Origin of the sequence: Terrisporobacter othiniensis (assembly GCF_000808015.1) — a bacterium.
Lineage (GTDB): Bacteria > Bacillota > Clostridia > Peptostreptococcales > Peptostreptococcaceae > Terrisporobacter > Terrisporobacter muris.
The window spans coordinates 22017-43115 of record NZ_JWHR01000161.1 but is presented as its reverse complement, the minus strand read 5'-3'; the positions used below and the strand labels follow the sequence as shown (position 1 = coordinate 43115).

Genomic DNA, 21099 nt, shown 5'->3' with positions numbered 1-21099 from the left:
TGAATAGCTTTTTTATTAGTCTTGTTGTGGAGCTTCCACTGGACAAACACTATTACATGTACCACATTCGATACACTCATCTGCATTTATTACGTATATATCATCTCCAGCAGATATGCATTCTACTGGACATTCATCTGCACAAGCACCACAGCTTATGCAAGCGTCACCTATTTTGTAAGCCATTTATAGGTCCTCCTTGTTATGTAAAATTATAATGCAATACTATTATAACAAAGTTTACTAAAAAAGTGCAATGCTTAAAAATATATAAAAAAAACTATTCAAGACAATTTATTATCTTGAATAGTTTTTATGTAGATGCTACTCAGATACTATAGCGTCGTTTGGACATGCATCAGCACAAGAACCACAATCTAAGCATTCATCTGCATTTATTGAATATTTATCGTCCCCAGATATTATAGCATCATTTGGACACTCGTCAGCGCAAGATCCACAAGCTATACAATCATCAGTTATTTTATAAGCCATCGTAATACCCCTCCTTTACTATCTTATAATTAAGTTCATTATAGCAAAATTTACCAAATATAACAATAAAAACTTAGACTTGTCAGATTAGAATGGAAGGAAAGGAAATACCTTATTAAGCATGTTAAATAGATAATAAATAAAAATGAAATCTTAAAAATAACTTATTCAAAAAGTTATAAATTATATAAAAATTTAATTAAATTATAATTTAAATATATTTTTTTATAATTTAATTAAAAATTTTTTAAAAATTTTTATCGTTATAAAATATAAAATACTAGGTGGTTTGTGAAGAATAATAAATAAATATACTGATTATTTATAAAATGCTATATTATTTATACATAAATTCGACAAAAAATAAAAAATATGTATTATGAAATTTATTACTATATATAATTCAAATAATCTGAATATTGAAAAACTATAAGGAGTATGAATATATAGAAATTGAATAAAAATTAACTAAGTATTTGTTAGAATTGAGATCATAATTAAACTTAATAATATAGGCTTAAATAGGGGGTGAGTATTGGATTTAAAGTAAAATAAAAAAATATACTGGATAAGGTTTTCCTAATGAAGTTCATATATTATAAATAAATTATATATAACTACATAAAAATTTTGCTATGAATGAGTAAGAATTAACAATCTTATTCTTAATAATATAATAAATAAATATATTTAAAATAATAGTTATTATAGTTTTCAGCTTTAAAATAGTAAAAACAATATGGATAAGTGCAACAACAATTAAACAAAAATTAAATTATAAATTAAAGAAAAATTCAATTGCGCACAAAGATTTTACTATGCTACAATTCAAGTGAGAGTAGGGTGAATGTAAAATTCTACCAATTAAATAACAAACATAAATTAAAAATAAATTTACTTATTAATAAGGGGGCTTTACAAAATGTCTAATTACGTACAAGAGTGTATCGAACTTTGTAAGAAAAATAATCCAGGTGAAGTAGAATTCCACCAAACAGTTGAAGAAGTTTTATCTTCATTAGTACCAGTAATGGAAAAGCATCCAGAATATGAAAAAGCAGCAATATTAGAAAGATTAACAGAACCAGAAAGAGGGATAACTTTCAGAGTTGTTTGGACAGATGATAATGGTAATGTACAAGTAAATAAAGGATACAGATACCAATTTAATAGTGCAATAGGGCCATATAAAGGTGGTTTAAGATTTGCACCAAACGTTTACCCAGGAATAATAAAATTCTTAGGATTTGAACAAATATTCAAAAACAGCTTAACTGGTCTTCCAATAGGTGGAGGTAAAGGTGGAGCTGACTTTGATCCTAATGGTAAATCAGATGCTGAAATAATGAGATTCTGTCAAGCTTTCATGACTGAATTATATAGACATATAGGACCAGAAACTGACGTTCCAGCTGGAGACTTAGGTGTTGGTGCTAGAGAAGTTGGATATATGTTTGGACAATATAAGAGATTAGTAAATAGATTTGAAGGTGTTTTAACTGGTAAAGGACTTTCTTATGGTGGATTACAAGGAAGAACTGAAGCTACTGGATATGGAATAGTATTCTTTGCTAACGCTATGTTAGAAGCAAATGGAGAAAAATTAGCTGGTAAGGAAGTAGCTATATCAGGATTTGGTAATGTTGCTTGGGGTACTGCTCAAAAATTAAATGAATTAGGCGCTAAATTAGTTACAATATCTGGACCAGATGGATATATATATGATCCAGATGGAATAAGTGGAGAAAAAGTTGCATATATGCTTGAATTAAGAAACTCAGGTAAAAACGTATGTGCTCCATATGCTGATAAATTCCCAGGATCTAAATTTGTAGCTGGTAAAAAACCATGGGAAGTAAAAGCTGATTTATATATTCCATGTGCTACTCAAAATGAAATATTAATCGATGATGCAAAAAATATAGTTGCTAATGGATGTAAATTCGTATGTGAAGGATCAAACATGTCTTCAACTAACGAAGCTATAAAATATTTACAAGATAACGGAATAATAGTAGGACCTTCTAAAGCTGCTAATGCTGGTGGAGTTGCTTGCTCTTGTATAGAAATGGGTCAAAACTCTGGTAAAACTGTATTCACTCCAGAACAAGTATATGCTCAATTAGAAAATATCATGGTTGGAATACATGATGCTTGTGCTAATGCTTCTCAAACTTATGGATTTGGATATAACTTAGTTGCTGGAGCAAATATAGCAGGATTCTTAAAAGTTGCTGATGCTATGATGGCTCAAGGTTTAGTATAAAAATTTTATTGACAAAATAAGCATTTTCTTAAGGTAAGTATAAATTTTAATATAAAAATAAAAACAGAAGATAGAAATATCTTCTGTTTTTTAATTACTAAAAATGTTGACATGAAAATATAAAAGTGATAATCTACTAGAGATATGAAATACTTTTAAATTTAGTCCAGAGAGGCTAAAAAAGGAGGAAAATATGTTAAAATCAAGGAATTTAATCCAACCAGAAGACTTTTCTGTTAAAGAAATAGATGAAATTTTAAATTTAGCTGAGGATATTATGCAAAGTCCATCAGCATATTCTCGTGTTTGTGAAGGTAAATTAATGGCGACTTTATTTTATGAGCCATCAACAAGAACAAGATTAAGCTTTGAAGCAGCTATGAAACGTTTAGGAGGAGAAATAATAGGTTTCTCTGAACCAAACTCTTCATCAGTATCAAAAGGAGAATCATTAGGAGATACAATGAGAGTTGTATCTGGATATGTAGATCTTATTGTTATGAGACATCCTGTAGCTGGGGCGGCTGAAGAAGCAACTAAATACACGAGTGTACCATTCATTAATGCAGGAGACGGCGGAAATCAACACCCGACTCAAACCCTTACTGATTTACTCACAATAAAATCCCTAAAAGGAACTTTAAGTAATCACACAATAGGACTTTGTGGAGATTTAAAATATGGAAGAACGGTTCATTCATTAGTAAAAGCAATGACAAGATATGAAGATAATAGATTTGTGTTTATATCACCAGAAGAACTAAGTATGCCAGAATATATAAAAGAAAAAATTAAAAGCTATTCATATTGTGAAACTTCACATTTAGACGAATCTTTAAAAAAACTAGATTTACTTTATATGACTAGAATTCAAAGAGAAAGATTTGCAGATAGTGATGAGTATGAAAGATTAAAAGATAGCTATATATTAGATAAAGAGAAAATGGATAATGCAAAAGAAGATATGCTAGTTATGCATCCATTACCAAGAGTTAATGAAATATCTATAGATGTAGATGATGATGAAAGAGCAGTTTACTTTAAACAAGCTACTTATGGTATGTATGTACGAATGGCTTTAATTATTAAGCTTTTAGGCGTAGATATAAAGAATTAATAATTAGTAATATTGGAAAAGTAAATTTTGAGCAACGGAGTTACCTGAAGTGATTTCGTTGGCGACATGAAGCGTAGCGACAACACAGTGGCTTAAGCGAAGTGAATTTTATGGAGGATTTAAAATGTATAAAGTAATTAGAAATGAGTATATTGGGGAAGAAATGTACTTAATGGAAGTAGCAGGAAGTTTCAAAGGTGAAATGGGTCAATTCTACATGTTAAGAGCTTGGGATAATTATCCTTTATTATCAAGACCTATAAGCATTCATGATATAAATGAAAATAGTATAAGTTTCTTATATAAAGTTGTAGGAGAAGGAACAAAAATACTGAGTAAATTAAAAGTAGAAGATACTATTAAATTAGAAGGACCTTATGGACATGGTTACGAAAAGGTAGAAGGAAAAGTAGCGTTAGTAGGAGGAGGAATAGGTATTGCACCACTTTATTTAGTTGCAAAGAATATTCCAAACTGTGATGCTTACTTAGGTTTTAGAAATGAACCTATTTTAATAGACAAATATAATGAAGTTTGTAATGAGATAAATGTTGCTGTAGGTAATACATTTGTTACAGATATTTTAGATATAGAAAAATATGATTATATATTAACTTGTGGACCAACACCAATGATGGAAAAGCTAGTTAAAATGACAGAAGGAACAAATACAAAATTATTTGTTTCATTAGAAAATCATATGGCATGTGGCGTAGGTGCATGTCTAGTATGTACTTGTAAAACTAAATTTGGAAACAAGAAAACTTGTAAAGATGGCCCAGTATTCAGAGGAGAGGACGTGATTTTTAATGGCTAATTTAAATGTGAAATTTAAGGATCTTAATTTTAAAAATCCAGTAATAATGGCATCTGGAACTTTTGGATTTGGGAAAGAATACAACGAAATTTATGATATAGAAAAATTAGGTGGAATAAGTTCTAAAGGACTTACATTAAATCAAAAAGATGGAAACAATGGAATGAGAGTTTTTGAAACTCCATCTGGAATGATGAATAGTGTAGGTTTAGAAAATCCAGGGGTACAAGGATTTATAGATAAAGAGCTACCATTCTTTTCTGATTTAGATTTAGTAAGAATAGTTAACCTTGGTGGAGGAACATTAGATGACTACATAAAAGGTGCTGAATTACTAAGGGGAAAAGATGTGGATGTGATAGAGCTAAATATATCTTGTCCAAATGTAAAAGCTGGAGGAATGGCTTTTGGAATAAAAAATGAAGTTGCAAGAGAAATAGTAAGAGAAGTTAGAAAAGTTGTTGATAAACCTCTTGTAATAAAGTTATCACCAAATGCTGAAGATATAGTAGGTATGGCGAGAGTTTGTGAAGAAGAAGGAGCTGATGGAGTTTCTTTAGTAAACACATTTAAAGCTTTAGCAATAGATATAAACAGAAGAAAACCTGTATTTGAAAATGTATATGCAGGATTATCTGGACCAGCAATAAAACCAATAGCCCTTAGAATGGTTAATGAAGTTTCTAAAAACATAGAAATACCAGTATGGGGAATGGGTGGAATAACAACTGCCAATGATGCCATAGAATTTATAATGGCAGGTTCTTCTTGTATTCAAGTAGGAACAGCAAACTTTGTAAATCCCAAAATAGGACTTGAGATAATAGATGGAATAGAAAAGTTTATGAAACAAGAAGGAATTAAAACTCTTGATGAAATAAGAGGAATTATATAAATATAAGTAGTGATTTATTAAAAAACAAAGTTAAAAATAACTAATAAATATTAGTGAAAAAATAATTTACAATAAATATTAAACAATCGGAGGAGTAAACAAATGAGTAAAGTAGATGTAGTTGAAATATTAAAGAAAAGTGATGCATTATTAGAAGGACATTTCTTATTATCATCAGGAAAGCATAGTAATAGATATGTACAATGTGCAAAGGTATTAAGATTCCCAGAATATGCAGAGCAAGTATTAAGCACAGTTGTTGAGCAGATAAAAGATTTAGGAATAGATTTAGTAGTAGGACCAGCAATGGGTGGAGTAATAGTTTCTTACGAATTAGGAAGACAATTAGGAAAAGAATCAGTATTCACTGAGAGAAAAGACGGAGTAATGCAACTTAGAAGAGGATTTGAAGTTAAACCAGGAGCTAAAATAATAATAGCAGAGGATGTTGTTACAACTGGTAAATCAACTATAGAAACTAAGAAATGTTTAGAAGCTTTAGGTGGAGAAGTAATAGGAGTTGCTTGTATAGCAAACAGAACTAGTGAAGATATAGGAATGCCAATATATAGTGCTATAAAATTAGATATACAAGTTCATGAAGCTGATGAGTGTCCAATTTGTAAAGAAGGTAAGGTAGAGTTAGTTAAGCCAGGAAGTAGAGAGTTTAAAGAATTAGGAATGTAATTTGTAAACTGTATCCCATGGAATAGATGATAAAAGTCTATTCTATGGGATTTTTGTATTAAAATATCTATTAGTAAACATTTCACTTATTTAATAAATGTTTTTCTGTACTCAAAAGGAGTTATATTAAGTGTTTTCTTAAATACTTTTGAAAAGTATGCTTGAGATGAAAAACCAACTAAATCACTTATTCTACTAATAGAATAACTACTTTTTCTAAGCAGAGAACAGGCTTTTTTTATTCTAAATTCAATTATGTATTGTTGAGGAGTAGTCATCATACTTTCTTTAAATATTTTATAAAAATAGCTCCTATCAATAGTAAGGTAATTACTTACATCTGAAACTGTTATGCTTTTGTAGTAGTTATCTTTAATATAATCTAAAGCTTTATGAATATATTCATTAGAATTAGAATAACCATCTACAACTTCTTCATACTCATCAATCTTTAATAAAGAGAAAAATTGATACAAATAACCTAATGCCATATACAAATCATTATGACAACAGCATTCATAAATATTTCTAAAATAGTTGTCTAATTTATTATCTTTATCATATCTAAAAATAAAGTTATCATTTTTGAATCCACACATTGATAATAATTCTTTAGCTTTGATACCGTTTATTCCAATCCATCTATAAACCCAAGGATTATCTGCTAGAGCATAGTAATTGTTAGCAGTATCAGGAGGAATAAAAAATCCATCTCCTGCTTTTAAATGATAACACTGATCATTTATAAAAAATAATCCTTCTCCTTCTAGTATATAGTGAATTAAGTAATAATCAATAGGTTCATATTGATAAGGGTCTCTTGGTTCGCAATGTTCATATCCACATTCAAAAATATATAATTCATTACTAGGTTTTAATTCAGTTGAAAAAATACCTATTCTATTCATTAAATTCTCCTTTTAATTAAAATTTATATTAAAAATATAAAATAAATAGGGAATTTTGTCAAACTTATAAATATATAGACAACAATAGTATAAAATCTAGAAACATTAATGCATTGATAAATAAAATTATAGATGATATTATAATCCCAAGAAAACGTTTTTTGAGTACGATTTATATTTTATTAGGAGGATTATAGTATGAAAGAGGAAAGAGGAAGTCTAAGTTCTAAAGCACTAATGCTTATGACATTTACAGCAGTATTTTCATTTGGAAACATTATTGATAGTAGTGTAAATATTGGATTAGCTACAATACCATCATACATATTTGGAACTATATTTTATTTCTTCCCATTTGCGTTGATGATTGGGGAATTTGCATCAGCAAGTTCAGATTCGGAATCAGGGATAAATAGCTGGATAAAAAAATCTCTAGGTGCAAGATGGGCATTTTTAGGATCTTGGTCATATTTCTTTGTAAATTTATTTTTCTTTACATCATTATTACCAAAAGTATTAATATATGCGTCATTCACATTTACAGGGATAAATGTATTCGAGGGGAAAACCGTATTAATATCAATAATATCAATAATATTATTCTGGATAGTAACTTTTGTATCAACAAAAGGTGTATCTTGGATAGCTAAAATTACAAATCTTTCTGGAATAGCTAGAATTGTATTAGGATTAGGATTTATAGTTTTATCATTTGGGGTTATCATATTCTTTGGAAAAGCACCAGCTCAAGAATTTACTACTGAAGCGATTATGCCAAAGTTTAACTGGACTTACTTTATGGTTTTAGCTTGGGTATTACAAGCTGTTGGTGGAGCTGAAAGTATAGGAGTATATATTAAAGATGTAAAAGGTGGAAACAAAACATTTATAAGGACAATGTTAATATCTACTATAATTGTTGGAGGATTATATGCTTTAGGAGCAGTATCTGTAGGTTTAATTGTTCCAGCTGAAACTTTATCAGGAAACTTCTCTAACGGATTATTTGATGCATTTAAAATTTTAGGAGCTCACTATGGTTTAGGAAACATAGTTACAAATATTGTAGGATTTATAATGTTACTTGCAAGTTTAGGTTCATTAGTACTATGGACAGCTGCACCTGTAAAAGTATTATTCTCTGAAATACCAGAAGGTATATTTGGTAGTTGGGTTGCAAAGACAGATAATAATGGAAATCCTGTAAATGCACTATATCTTCAAGCTATAATAGTAACAATATTATTAATAATACCAGCTTTAGGAATAGGTTCTATAGATAATTTACTAGAAATGTTAATAAACATGACAGCATCTACTTCATTAATACCAGTATTATTCTTCCTAGTTGGATACATAGTATTAAGAGCTAAAAAAGATGACATGGAAAGAAGTTTTAAAGTTGGATCTAGAGGACTTGGAATAAGTTTAGGAGTTTTATTATTAGTATTATTTACATTTGTGTTTATAATATCTTCAATTCCATCACCAGATACATTTGCTGCATACTTCAATGGAACGTTAGAGGCAGGAGCAACTAATCCAGTATTTGTACTACTTTATAATGTATTAGGATTGGTTGTATTCCTAGGGTTTGCGGAAATATGTTGGAGAAAATATGAGAAAAAAGTTGGTAAAGATATAGCAAATGAAAGAATAAAAACTAGTGCTTAATGATATGTAATTTATGATTAGCTTATAAAACTCAGTAAAATACATTAAAAACTAGATATAAAAAATATAAAAATACAATCAACAAAGTAGATTGGTGAATTTTCCTAAATACTTTGTTGATTAGTTAAAATATGGGGGGATTATTTTGAAAAATTTTGGACCAATAAGCTCGAAAATAGATAAAATGCTTCATGGAGCAGATTATAACCCAGAACAATGGATTGATGTGCCGGGTATATGGGGAGAAGATGTTAGATTAATGAAACTATCTCATTCTAATGTGGTAGCAGTAGGTATATTCTCATGGACTATGCTAGAACCACAAGAAGGAGTTTTCCAATTTGAATGGTTAGATGAAATAATGGATTTAATGCACAAAAACGGAAATTATGTTATTCTTGCCACTCCAAGTGGAGCTAAACCAGCGTGGATGGCTCACAAATATCCAGAAACTTTAAGAGTAACACCAAATAGAGTGAGAAACTTATATGGGGAGCGTCATAATCACTGTTATACATCTCCTATATATAGAGAAAAAATCGCAATAATAGATAGATTATTAGCAGAGAGATATAAGGACCATCCAGCATTAATTATGTGGCATATCTCAAATGAGTTTGAAGGACAATGTAACTGTTCTTTATGTGAAGAAGCATTTAGAGAGTATTTAAAAGAAAAATATGACAATGATTTAGACAAATTAAACCATGCATGGTGGAGTAAATTCTGGAGTCATACATTTAATGATTGGAGTGAAATAGAAGCACCAGCTCCACACGGAGAGCCAGCGCTACATGGATTGAACTTAGATTGGATGAGATTTGTAACTCACCAAACTCTAGATTACTATAAGCATGAAAGAAGTATTTTAAAAGAAATATGTCCAGATATTCCTGTAACTACAAACTTCCATGATTATATATCACTTGAAAGAGGAATTGATTACTGGAAATTTGCACCTTACTTAGATGTAGTATCTTGGGATAACTATCCTTACTGGCATGGTGAGAGATCAGATGCTCATGAAGGTAGTAGAATTGGATTTGTTCATGACTTAAATAGATCAATATTAAATGGTAAACCATTTATGATGATGGAAAGTTCTCCAAGTTCAACAAACTGGCAACCAGTGGCTAAATTAAGAAGACCAGGTATGCATGTATTATCTTCTCTTCAAGCAGTAGCACATGGATCTGATACTGTACAGTATTTCCAATGGAGAAAAAGTAGAGGATCATCAGAAAAGTTCCATGGAGCTGTAGTTGACCATTGTGGACATGAAAATACTAGAGTATTTAGAGATGTAACAAGGGTTGGTGAGATATTAAGTAATCTTACAGATGTAATAGGAACATCTGTAGAACCAGAAGTAGCAGTTATTTACGATTGGGAAAACTTCTGGGCTGTAAATGATGCTCAAGGTCCAAGAATAGAGAAAAAGGATTATCATGATACAGTTCAAAAGCACTACAAAGCATTTTGGGATATGTCAATTCCAGTAGATGTTATAAACATGGACTGTGAATTCTCTAAATATAAGGTTGTGGTAGCACCAATGCTTTATATGGTAAGACCAGGTGTTGGAGAAAGACTAGAAGAGTTTGTAAAAAATGGAGGAACTCTAGTAACTACTTACTGGAGTGGAATAGTTGATGAAAATGACTTATGTTTCTTAGGAGGATTCCCAGGTCCACTTAGAAAAGTTACAGGTATATGGTCTGAAGAGTTAGATGCTCTTTATGATGAAGATGTAAACTATGTAACTATAGAAGACAATAATAGTCTTTCTATGAAAGGTGAATATAAGGCAAAAATATTCTGTGATTTAATACATTCAGAAGGTGCAGAAGTTCTTGCAACTTACAAAACAGATTTCTATAAAGGTATGCCTGCGTTAACTTGCAATAAGTTTGGACAAGGTGAAGCTTACTATATAGCATTTAGAAATAATGATGAGTTCTTAACAGATTTCTATAGAAGTGTTGCGAAGAAGATACAATTACAAAGAGCTATAGAATTAGACTTACCTACAGGTATTAATGCTCAAGTTCGTAGAGATGAAAATAATGAATTTGTATTCTTTATGAACTTCACAGATGAAGATAAGACTATTGATATTAAAGACTTTAACTTAATAGATATGGAAAATAATGATAAAATAGAGGCAACTTTAGAGTTAGAACCTTATGGTGTAAGAATAGTTAGAGTTAAATAGTATTTAAAAGCTGTAGTACTTATAGGTGCTACAGCTTTTTAGGTATGGTTTAATATTTTGTACATGTGGTCAAGGAATATTTAAATATAAGCTCTAAATTATAGGAAACTTTCTAAAGTGAAGTAGTGATTTTTACTTATAAAATATAATAGAATTTGTGTATTATAAATATATAAAGGAAAATATTCTAGCCATCGTAATATTTGGAAGTTATGGTACTGAAAAGAAGACTTTGGAAAGTGATATAGACATAGCAGAGTTTGAAGAAACATATGAACTATTCATACAAAATTAAGTGTTTATTTTAGATAGAAATCTAGTATAATAATTATATAAAAAATACCTTTACCATAGAAAAATTCAAAAAATTATATAATATTGCGTAAAAGCGGGCAGTGATTTTTCACTGGCCGCTAAATTTATATATCATACCATGTGTAAATTAATTAAAATAAGGTATATATAATAAAGAATATAATTGTAAAAATTTAGATTTTATAAAATAAGGATATATTATAGAAAAATCAAAAATAATATAAATAGATATAAATAGGAAAGGAAATAAAAAATGAACATTATAGAAAAAGATAACCAAATTATACTAGAAGGAATAAATGAAGATTTTGAACCACAACATGTTTTTGATTGTGGCCAATGTTTTAGATGGATTAGACAAGAAGATGGTTCATATACAGGGGTAGTTCAAGGAAAAGTTATAAATGTAAAAAAAGAAAATGATTTAATTATTTTTGATAATACTAATAAGGAAGACTTTGAAAATATATGGTTTGATTATTTTGATTTAGGAAGAGACTACGGCAAAATAAAAAATCAATTGAGAATAATGGATGAATATTTAGAAAAAGCAACAGAATTTGGACAAGGGATAAGAATACTACAGCAAGATGGATGGGAAATGCTTATATCTTTTATTATATCTGCAAATAATAGAATACCGATGATTCAAAGAGCAATAAATAATTTATCAGAAAAATATGGTAAATTTATAGGTGAATATAGAGGTAAAAAGTATTATGCCTTTCCAACACCTGAGGAGTTAAGTAGGGCATCTGTTGAAGAAATCAGAGCTTGTCAAACAGGATTTAGAGATAAGTATATCAAAAGTGTAGTTGATTATGTTAGTGAAAATAATGTTGATGTTTTATCTTATAGAAAGTTAAATACAGATGAGTGTATAAAAGAATTAGTCAAATTTAATGGAGTAGGTCCAAAGGTCGCAGACTGTATTACACTATTTGGAATGCAAAAATATGATACATTCCCAGTGGATGTTTGGGTAAAGAGAGTTATGGAAGAATTTTATGTGGAAGATAATTTAAGTTTGCCTAAAATAAGAAAATTTGCATTAGATAAATTTGGAAATTTGGCGGGGTTTGCTCAACAATATTTATTCTACTATGCAAGAGAATTAGGAATAGGTAGATAAATCCTAAGGAGATGAAAATGATGGGATGGTTTTAAAGGTCATTTTAGCACTCTTTTATATACTAAGTGCTATTGTTTCTATAAAACTTATATTAGAAAATAGGGATCCTTCGAAAACACTGATATGGATTTTGATTTTTATGTTATTTCCAGTAGTAGGAATATTGATTTATGCTGTACTAGGAAGAAATATTAGAAAAATAAAAATGAAAAAAACATATAAGATGGCAAATAATATGAAAAAAGAGAATCTTTTATTTAATTTGGATGAGATGAAGGAATTAGCCAAAGGTCAAAGTATCATGATAAAAGAAGGAAAATTGCCATACAGTGAAAATATAGATTTTAGAGTGTTAAGAGTAGTTAGTTTACTGCTTAATACAGGTATTTTTCCATTTACGATTAATAATAATGTGGAAATTTATGTAGATGGAAATGAAAAATTTAAAAATTTAGTAAAAGACATACGAAATGCAAAAGATCATATTCATTTAGAATATTTTATAATTAAAGATAGTGAAATTGGAGAACAGATAAAAAAAGAACTAATAGAAAAAGCAAAAGCTGGAGTGAAAATAAGAATAATTTATGATGATGTAGGTTGTTGGAGGTTTTGGTTCCATAGGAAATTTTTTAACGAAATGAGAACGCATGGTATAGAAATAATACCATACTTAAAGGGAAAGATTACTATACCAATAGGAGGACAGATTAATTACAGAAATCATAGAAAAATTGTAATTATAGATGGAAAAATAGGATATACAGGTGGAATAAATATTGGTGATGAATATATAGGAAAAAATAAAAAGTTTGGATACTGGAGGGACACTCATATAAGGATAGAAGGAACTTCTGTTTATATGTTACAGATGATTTTCTTAACCGACTGGTATTACAATACTAAAGAAGTATTATTAGAAGAAAAATTATTTCCTAAGTTAAATATCAAAGGAAACTCTATGATGCAAATTGTAGCTAGTGGTCCAGATTCAGATTGGGAATCTATGCATTATGCATATTTTTATGCAATATGCCAGGCGAAAAAGAGTATATATATAGAAACTCCATATTTTATACCAGATGAAAGCTTGCTTAAGGCTCTAAAATGTGCAGCATTAAGTGGTGTAGAACTTATAATTCTGTTTCCTAAAATTGCAGATCATAAAATTGTAAATACTGCATCATACTCTTACTTCCAAGAAATATTGGAGTCTGGTGGAAAAGTATACTTGTACAATAAAGGATTTTTACATTCAAAGGTTATAATTATAGATGATTTTATGGCTTCCACAGGGTCTGCAAATATGGATTTGAGAAGTTTCAAATTGAATTTTGAAGTTAATGCTTTCATATATGATAGGAAAATTATTGAAGAAATAAAAAAAGACTTCATGGCGGATTTAGATAATAGTGAAGAATTAGAAAGAATGAAGTTTGAAAGTAGAAATACATTTATGAAAGTTAAAGAGTCTATATCAAGACTTTTTTCCCCATTATTATAAAAGGCATGTTATTTTTAATATTAAATATCATGCTTTTTAATTTATTAAAATTTATTATAAATATTCTTTATTAGAAAATAAGGTTTTATAATTGAAAGTCATTATTTAATCTGCTAACATAAAATTAGTAATTAATTGGTATAAAAAGGTAAAATATGTAGAGATTTTATAATATCAGGGGAGAATATTATGGACAGATTTATTAATGATTTTAAAAAATATTATAAGTATGCCATATATTCAGCTAAATCAGAACTAAAAGCGGAGGTGGCTAGCTCTTATTTAAACTGGGTATGGTGGATATTGGAACCATTATGTTTTATGCTAATATATTCTTTTATATTTGGTGTAGTCTTTGATGCAAGGGAAGAAAACTTTCCGATTTTTATTTTTATAGGTATAATGGCTTGGGATTTTTTTAATAGAAATATGAAAAATAGTGTTAAGATGGTGAAAGCTAATAAGTCTATTGTATCTAAAGTTTATATACCTAAGTTTGTATTGATTTTCTCTAAAATGTTAGTTAATGGATTTAAAATGATGATTTGCTTTGGAATAGTAGTTCTTATGATGATTGTTTCTAGGGTTTCAATAACATGGAACGTACTGTATATAATACCTGTAATGATAACTCTTTGGATTATAAATTTTGGTTTTATGACGATTTTACTACACTTTGGTGTATTCATAGAGGATTTGTCAAATATAGTAAATATAGTATTAAGGGCGGTATTTTATATGACTGGGATTTTTTATTCTATAGAAAGTCGTATAGCATCACCTTATTCGGATATTTTATTGAAATGTAATCCAATTGCATTTTTATTATCTTCTTTTAGAAAGTGCTTATTGTATGGTGATAGACCTTCTTTAAAGGTTCTTTTATTATGGATAGTAGTGGGATTAATTATATCAATAGTAGGTGTGAAAACAATATATAAAAATGAAAATAGTTATGTGAAGGTGATATAATGAGGGACAAAAATTTAGCTATAGAAGTGAATAATTTAAGTATAACTTATAAAAGTATGAAAGCTTATTCTATAAAAAAGAATTTATTAAAATTGAAAAAAGCAAAAGTTACAGAATTTAAAGCTGTAAAAAACGTATCATTTAATTTAAAAGAGGGTCAGATTTTAGGTATAATAGGTAAAAATGGAAGTGGAAAATCTACAATGTTAAAGGCATTGGCTGGAATATTTTCACCAGATGAAGGAAATATAGACTTACATGACAAGTCAGTGTCATTATTATCTATAGGAGTTGGATTTAATAAAAGTTTAACTGGTAGAGAAAATATTCTTTTATCAGGAATGCTACTTGGATTTTCAGAAGAAGAAATAAGAAGTAAAATGGATGAAATAATAGAATTTGCTGAATTAGGTAAATTTATAGATATGCCTGTTAAAACATATTCTAGTGGAATGTTTTCGAAGTTAGCATTTTCTATCACAGCTATATTGGAAACAGATATAATGCTTATTGATGAAGTATTAAGTGTAGGTGACCAAAAATTTAAAAAGAAAAGCTATAAAAAAATGAAAAAGCTAATTTCTGATAAAAAAAGAACAGTGGTTATAGTTTCTCATAATATTTCTACTTTAAAAGAACTTTGTGATACTGTAATGTGGATGCATGATGGTGTAATTAAAATGATAGGAAATCCTGAAGAAGTTCTTGATAAGTACACAGAATTTATGAATTAATTAAGCTTACTCTTTCTAATATTGAAAGTGTAAGCTTTTTTCAAAATAATTATGGTATAAAATTAAACTTTAATGATAAATATTTATATAGAAATAAAGGTTCAAAAATAAGTTGAAAATTTTATAAAAATGGTTTATTATTATCTTGTTAGCACTCTAAGATATAGAGTGATAAAAAATAATAATAACTAAATTTTATAATATAATTCTATTTTAGGAGGGATAAATTATGAAAATAAGACCTTTAGCAGACAGAGTAGTAATCAAGAAAGTTGAAGCAGAAGAAAAAACTGCAAGTGGTATTATTTTACCAGGTTCAGCAAAAGAACAACCTCAAATGGCACAAGTAATAGAAGTTGGGCCAGGAGGATTTGTAGATGGAAATGAAGTTAAAATGGAAGTTGAAGTTGGAGATAAAGTAATATACTCAAAATATGCAGGAAATGAAGTTAAGATAGACTCAGAAGAATACATAATTTTAAGACAAAGCGATATATTAGCTGTTATTGAGTAAAATTTAGGAGGGTATGAAGATGGCAAAGGATATTAGATTTGCGCAAGATACAAGAAAAGCATTAGAAATTGGAGTAAATAAATTAGCAGATACAGTTAAGGTTACTCTTGGACCAAAAGGAAGAAATGTTATACTAGACAAGATGTTTGGAGTACCTCTAATAACGAATGACGGTGTTACTATAGCAAAAGAAATAGAATTAGAAGATAGATTTGAAAATATGGGAGCTCAGCTTGTTAAGCAAGTTGCTACTAAAACAAATGATGTAGCTGGAGATGGTACAACAACAGCTACAGTCTTAGCACAAGCAATAATAAGAGAAGGTTTAAAAAATGTTACAGCAGGAGCTAATCCAATAATAATTAGAAAAGGTATACAAAAAGCTGTAGAAGCTTCAGTTGAAGAATTAAAGAAACAATCAAGAACAATAGAAAGTCAAGAAGAAATAGCTCAAGTTGGTGCTGTATCTTCAGGAGATGATGAAATAGGTAAATTAATAGCTGAAGCTATGAAAGTAGTAGGAAAAGAAGGTGTTATAACTGTAGAAGAATCTAAGACTATGAATACAGAATTAGAAACTGTTGAAGGTATGCAATTTGACAGAGGATTTGTTTCTGCATATATGGTTACAGATGTGGATAAAATGGAAGCAGTTTTAAATGATCCTTATATATTAATAACTGATAAGAAAATATCTAATATACAAGAGTTACTTCCTATCTTAAATAAAATAGTTGAACAAGGTAAGAGACTATTAATAATAGCAGAGGATGTGGAAGGTGAAGCATTATCTACATTAGTACTTAACAAATTAAGAGGAGTTTGTGAAATAGTTGCAGTTAAAGCTCCAGGATTTGGTGACAGAAGAAAAGAAATGCTTCAAGATATAGCTACTCTTACTGGTGGTGTTGTAATATCAGAAGAAGTAGGATATGACTTAAAAGAGGCTGACTTAGGAATGTTAGGTAGAGCTTCTTCAGTTAAAGTAGTAAAAGATAGTACTACTATAGTTGGTGGTCATGGAGAAAAAGAAGATATACAAAATAGAGTTAATCAAATAAAACATTTAGTAGAAGTTACAACTTCTGATTTCGATAAAGAAAAATTATTAGAAAGATTAGCTAAGTTATCTGGTGGAGTTGCAGTAGTTAAAGTTGGTGCAGCTACAGAAGTAGAAATGAAAGAAAAGAAATTAAGAATAGAAGATGCTTTAAATGCAACTAGAGCTGCTGTTGAAGAAGGTATAGTTGCCGGTGGTGGTACTGCTTTAGTTAGTACAATACCAGTTTTAGATAAACTAGTTGAAACTCTAGAAGGAGAAGAACAACTAGGAGCTAAAATAGTAAGAAAAGCATTAGAAGAACCATTAAGACAAATTGCAATAAATGCAGGTCTTGAAGGTGCTGTAATAGTTCAAAATGTAATAGCTGAAGATCCAGAAGTAGGATTTGATGCATTAAATGAAAAATATGTAAACATGATAGAAGCTGGTATAGTTGATCCAACTAAGGTTACTAGAAGTGCTCTTCAAAATGCTGCATCTATAGCAGGAGTATTCTTGACAACAGAAGCTGCTGTTGCTGATATTCCAGAAAAAGAAGATAAAGCTGCGGCTATGGGAGCAGGAATGCCAGGAATGATGTAGTATAATTAATAATTTAAAATAAGAGAGAACTCTATGAGTTCTCTTTTTTTGTATATATAACATGATTATTTTTAATTTTCCAAATAATATGATAAAATATGTTTTTATATAAAAATTATTGAGTAGTTTTTCGGAAGTTGATATTTTAGGAGGACATCATGTTAAAATTTAATAAAATTTTTGCAATAATATTATGTATAACGATAGTAATGACATTTTCTACAGGTTGCAACAATGATGATAAAGTTGAAAGAAATCAAATAAAGACTAATGAAATAAAAATAGAAGAAATAGAAAAAGAATCTACAGGTGTGGTATCTGATAATAGTGGATGGAAACTTTGGGATGATGAAAATCATCTAACTAAAGAAGGAAGAAGCGCCACAGGTAAAGGAGCTGTAGTTTCCTCAGGAAAATACGAGGCTTCTCAAGCTGGGTTAGAAATTATTAAAGCTGGAGGTAATGCAGTTGATGCGGCTATTGCAACAGGATTTGCTTTATGTGTTGTAGAGCCAAATGCTACAGGAATAGCGGGCGGTGGATGCATGATTATAAGAAACAAAGAGGGAAAAAATGTGTATATAGACTTTAGAGAAACTGCACCATCAGCAGCGAATCCATATATGTGGAATTTAGACTCTAAAGGGAAAGTAGCTAATGGTGAAAATAAAAGTGGTGGAAAGTCAGTAGCAGTACCAGGACAGGTGGCTGGATTAATATATGCTTTCGAAAAGTATGGATCGGGAAATCTTACATTAGAAGAAGTTATGACACCTGCTATTAATTTGGCTCAAAATGGATTCTATGTCACGCCAACACTTCTAAAAGACATGAAAAGTGTAAAAGACATGATGGGGAAATACCCAGAATTAAAAAATTTAATTCTTAATAAAGATGGGAATTATTACAATGTTGGAGATTTATATAAGAATAAAGATCTAGCTAATACTTTGAAACTAATATCTAAAGAGGGTAAGGATGGATTTTATACAGGAGATATGGCCAAATCTATAGTAGAAACAGCAAAAAAATATGGTGGAATAATTACTTTAGAAGATTTGGCGAACTATAAAGTTGAAGAGTCAGAACCTTTACAAGGCACTTATCGAGGTAAAACTATAATATCGTCACCGTTACCGTCATCTGGTGGAACTCATGTTATTCAATCTTTAAATATATTGGAGAATTTTGATATTTCAAAGTATGGAATATATTCACCGGAAAGATATCATCTATTGTCTGAGACATTCAAAATGGTATACGAAGATAGAGCTAAATATATGGGAGACCAAGAGTTTATTGATGTACCAACTTTTGGATTGCTAAATAAATATTATGCCAAGGCGTTAGCTGATAAAATTGATATGAATTATTCTCAAGAATATAAAGCGGATGACCCATGGATTTATGAACATGAAGATACAACTCATTATTCAGTAGCAGATAAAGATGGTAATATGGTTGCTGTAACTCAAACTATAAACTGGACTTTTGGGTCAGGATTAGTAGTGGATGATTATGGTTTTGTATTAAATAATGAGATAAGTGATTTTTCTCCAGAATCAGATTCACCAAACTCTGTTGATGGTGGAAAGAAACCTTTAAGTTCTATGAGCCCAACAATAGTATTAAATGAAGATAGTACTCCTCTTATGGTTCTTGGTTCTCCTGGAGGGTCTAGGATTATTCCTACTATAACGCAAGTTATTAGTAATGTTATAGACTATGATATGGATATACAAGAGGCTATAGATACTTATAGAATGTATGATAACACTAAAGATAAAATTGTTTATGAAGGTGGAATAAGTGATGAAACTATAAATAAACTTGAAGCTATGGGTCATAAGATTGAAAAATATGAAGACGGTTATGATAAACATTTTGGCGGGGTACAGGGCGTTCAATATAAAAATGGTAAACTAATAGGTGGAGCAGATTCGAGAAGAGATGGGAAAGCTCTAGGTAATTAATAAATAGTTATGATTTAAATAAAATAATAAGGTATAATTATATATAAAAAAGAATATCAAAGAGGGGAATTATGGATTTAAAAAAATTATTAGAGGATGTTAAGAATAATAACTTAAAAATAGAAGATGCTTTAGAAAAATTAAAAGACTTACCCTATGAAGATATAGGATATGCTCATATTGATCATCACAGGAGTATAAGAAATGGATATCCAGAGGTAATATACTGCAAGGGTAAAAGTGATGAGCATATACTGGGGATTATAGAAAAGATGAATGAAAAAGGTAGTAATATACTTGGAACTAGATGTGAGAAAACTACTTTTGATAAAATTTCAAAATTATATCCCCATGCAAAATATGATTTATTATCTAAAATATTAAGAATAGAAAATGAAGAAATAGAAGATAAGGGTAAGGGAACGATTTTAATTGTTACAGGTGGCACATCGGATATACCTGTGGCAGATGAAGCATATTATACGGCTTTATTCTTTGGAAATAAAGTTGAAAGATTATATGATGTGGGAGTTGCTGGAATTCATAGATTACTTAATAATAGAGAGATAATTGAAAAGGCTAGAGTAATTGTGGCAGTTGCAGGTATGGAAGGAGCTCTTCCTAGCGTAGTAGGGGGTCTAGTAGATGTGCCAGTTATTGCGGTACCTACATCAGTAGGGTATGGAGCAAATTTTGATGGATTAGCTCCACTTCTAGCTATGCTTAATAGTTGTGCTTCTGGTATTTCTGTAGTAAACATTGACAATGGTTTTGGGGCAGGATATTTAGCATCTACTATTAATAAATTAAAATAATAATAGGTATGACTTAGATATAGATAACATATATAGAAAAATATCTAGCATATAAAACATTATATTAAAAAATGCAATTTCTGTATCGATAAAAGTTAAGTATCTATATTATAACAGTAAATTAATTAAAGTATAAAACTGATATTAATGATATTAAATTATAGTAATTAACCCAAATATGTAGATTAAATAAGTTTATTAGAGTATAAATATAATAGTTGATGAAGAAAATAGTAAAAATTTGTTGACATAAGCGAATTATTTTGGTAAATTATTATTCAAACATAAGGCAAATAACGAAAATTTTAAAAACAAAATCACTCGTATATACTCAGAAATAAGGTCTGAGAGTTTCTACCGAGATACCGTAAAAATCTTGACTATGAGTGAAATTATTATACATATTTAAAATTTACTAACT

General features: G+C 29.4%; 19 protein-coding genes and 1 riboswitch. Of the genes, 16 read left to right on the top strand and 3 right to left on the bottom strand.

Annotated elements, in window-relative coordinates; translation table 11 throughout:
- Nucleotides 1–15: 15 nt before the first annotated feature.
- Together QX51_RS18560 and QX51_RS18555 are read right to left on the bottom strand one after the other, a co-directional pair.
- On the bottom strand, nt 16–186 hold the full coding sequence (locus tag QX51_RS18560) for a 4Fe-4S ferredoxin (protein WP_039681389.1): 171 nt from the start codon (nt 184–186) through the stop codon (nt 16–18).
- 138 nt (nt 187–324) lie between these two features.
- Nucleotides 325–495, bottom strand: coding sequence for a 4Fe-4S ferredoxin (locus QX51_RS18555; protein WP_039681388.1), 171 nt, complete (start codon nt 493–495; stop codon nt 325–327).
- Between the two features lie 922 nt (nt 496–1417).
- Between QX51_RS18555 and gdhA the strand changes: the two genes are divergently transcribed.
- The 5 genes from gdhA to pyrE all read left to right on the top strand — a co-directional run bounded on the left by gdhA (nt 1418) and on the right by pyrE (nt 6277).
- Complete coding sequence (gene gdhA / locus QX51_RS18550) at nt 1418–2761, top strand: NADP-specific glutamate dehydrogenase (RefSeq protein WP_039681387.1); 1344 nt, start codon at nt 1418–1420, stop codon at nt 2759–2761.
- Nucleotides 2762–2954: 193 nt separating this feature from the next.
- The gene (gene pyrB, locus QX51_RS18545; protein WP_039681386.1) at nt 2955–3878 is read left to right on the top strand and encodes an aspartate carbamoyltransferase; all 924 of its coding nucleotides are present in this window, start codon (nt 2955–2957) and stop codon (nt 3876–3878) included.
- Nucleotides 3879–4002: 124 nt separating this feature from the next.
- Nucleotides 4003–4695, top strand: coding sequence for a dihydroorotate dehydrogenase electron transfer subunit (locus tag QX51_RS18540; RefSeq protein ID WP_039681385.1), 693 nt, complete (start codon nt 4003–4005; stop codon nt 4693–4695).
- Nucleotides 4688–5590 carry a dihydroorotate dehydrogenase gene (locus QX51_RS18535; protein ID WP_039681384.1) on the top strand — a complete coding sequence of 301 codons (903 nt, stop codon included), beginning with the start codon at nt 4688–4690 and terminating at the stop codon, nt 5588–5590. The genes QX51_RS18540 and QX51_RS18535 overlap by 8 nt, the downstream gene beginning before the upstream one ends.
- A gap of 102 nt (nt 5591–5692) precedes the next feature.
- Nucleotides 5693–6277: an orotate phosphoribosyltransferase gene (gene pyrE, locus QX51_RS18530; protein WP_039681383.1), complete on the top strand. Its 585-nt coding sequence runs from the start codon at nt 5693–5695 to the stop codon at nt 6275–6277.
- 86 nt (nt 6278–6363) lie between these two features.
- Here pyrE and QX51_RS18525 read toward each other — a convergent pair whose 3' ends face one another.
- A complete protein-coding gene (locus tag QX51_RS18525; protein WP_039681382.1) occupies nt 6364–7185 on the bottom strand; it encodes an AraC family transcriptional regulator in 822 nt (273 codons plus the stop codon).
- Nucleotides 7186–7383: 198 nt separating this feature from the next.
- On the opposite strand from QX51_RS18525, the gene QX51_RS18520 reads away from it, so the two are divergent.
- From QX51_RS18520 to larB, 11 genes are all read left to right on the top strand, one after another.
- On the top strand, nt 7384–8859 hold the full coding sequence (locus QX51_RS18520) for an amino acid permease (RefSeq protein WP_039681381.1): 1476 nt from the start codon (nt 7384–7386) through the stop codon (nt 8857–8859).
- Between the two features lie 145 nt (nt 8860–9004).
- Nucleotides 9005–11074, top strand: a complete 2070-nt coding sequence (locus QX51_RS18515; protein WP_079764878.1) for a beta-galactosidase — start codon at nt 9005–9007, stop codon at nt 11072–11074.
- Between the two features lie 157 nt (nt 11075–11231).
- Nucleotides 11232–11369, top strand: coding sequence for a nucleotidyltransferase domain-containing protein (locus QX51_RS20470; RefSeq protein ID WP_242842781.1), 138 nt, complete (start codon nt 11232–11234; stop codon nt 11367–11369).
- Nucleotides 11370–11642: 273 nt separating this feature from the next.
- Complete coding sequence (locus QX51_RS18510; RefSeq protein ID WP_039681379.1) at nt 11643–12521, top strand: DNA-3-methyladenine glycosylase family protein; 879 nt, start codon at nt 11643–11645, stop codon at nt 12519–12521.
- 25 nt (nt 12522–12546) lie between these two features.
- Complete coding sequence (cls, locus tag QX51_RS18505; RefSeq protein ID WP_039681378.1) at nt 12547–14025, top strand: cardiolipin synthase; 1479 nt, start codon at nt 12547–12549, stop codon at nt 14023–14025.
- A gap of 189 nt (nt 14026–14214) precedes the next feature.
- Nucleotides 14215–14997: an ABC transporter permease gene (locus tag QX51_RS18500; RefSeq protein WP_039681377.1), complete on the top strand. Its 783-nt coding sequence runs from the start codon at nt 14215–14217 to the stop codon at nt 14995–14997.
- Nucleotides 14997–15731 carry an ABC transporter ATP-binding protein gene (locus tag QX51_RS18495; RefSeq protein WP_039681376.1) on the top strand — a complete coding sequence of 245 codons (735 nt, stop codon included), beginning with the start codon at nt 14997–14999 and terminating at the stop codon, nt 15729–15731. The genes QX51_RS18500 and QX51_RS18495 overlap by 1 nt, the downstream gene beginning before the upstream one ends.
- Before the next feature lie 229 nt (nt 15732–15960).
- A complete protein-coding gene (locus QX51_RS18490; RefSeq protein ID WP_039681375.1) occupies nt 15961–16245 on the top strand; it encodes a co-chaperone GroES in 285 nt (94 codons plus the stop codon).
- A gap of 19 nt (nt 16246–16264) precedes the next feature.
- Entirely contained in the window at nt 16265–17890 is a 1626-nt protein-coding gene (gene groL / locus QX51_RS18485) for a chaperonin GroEL (protein ID WP_039681374.1), read from the top strand.
- A 158-nt stretch (nt 17891–18048) separates the two neighbouring features.
- Nucleotides 18049–19863 (top strand): gamma-glutamyltransferase, encoded by a 1815-nt coding sequence (gene ggt / locus QX51_RS18480; RefSeq protein WP_039681373.1) that lies wholly within the window; start codon nt 18049–18051, stop codon nt 19861–19863.
- Between the two features lie 71 nt (nt 19864–19934).
- The gene (larB, locus tag QX51_RS18475) at nt 19935–20678 is read left to right on the top strand and encodes a nickel pincer cofactor biosynthesis protein LarB (RefSeq protein WP_039681372.1); all 744 of its coding nucleotides are present in this window, start codon (nt 19935–19937) and stop codon (nt 20676–20678) included.
- 301 nt (nt 20679–20979) lie between these two features.
- Nucleotides 20980–21081, top strand: a riboswitch (purine riboswitch).
- Nucleotides 21082–21099: the final 18 nt, after the last annotated feature.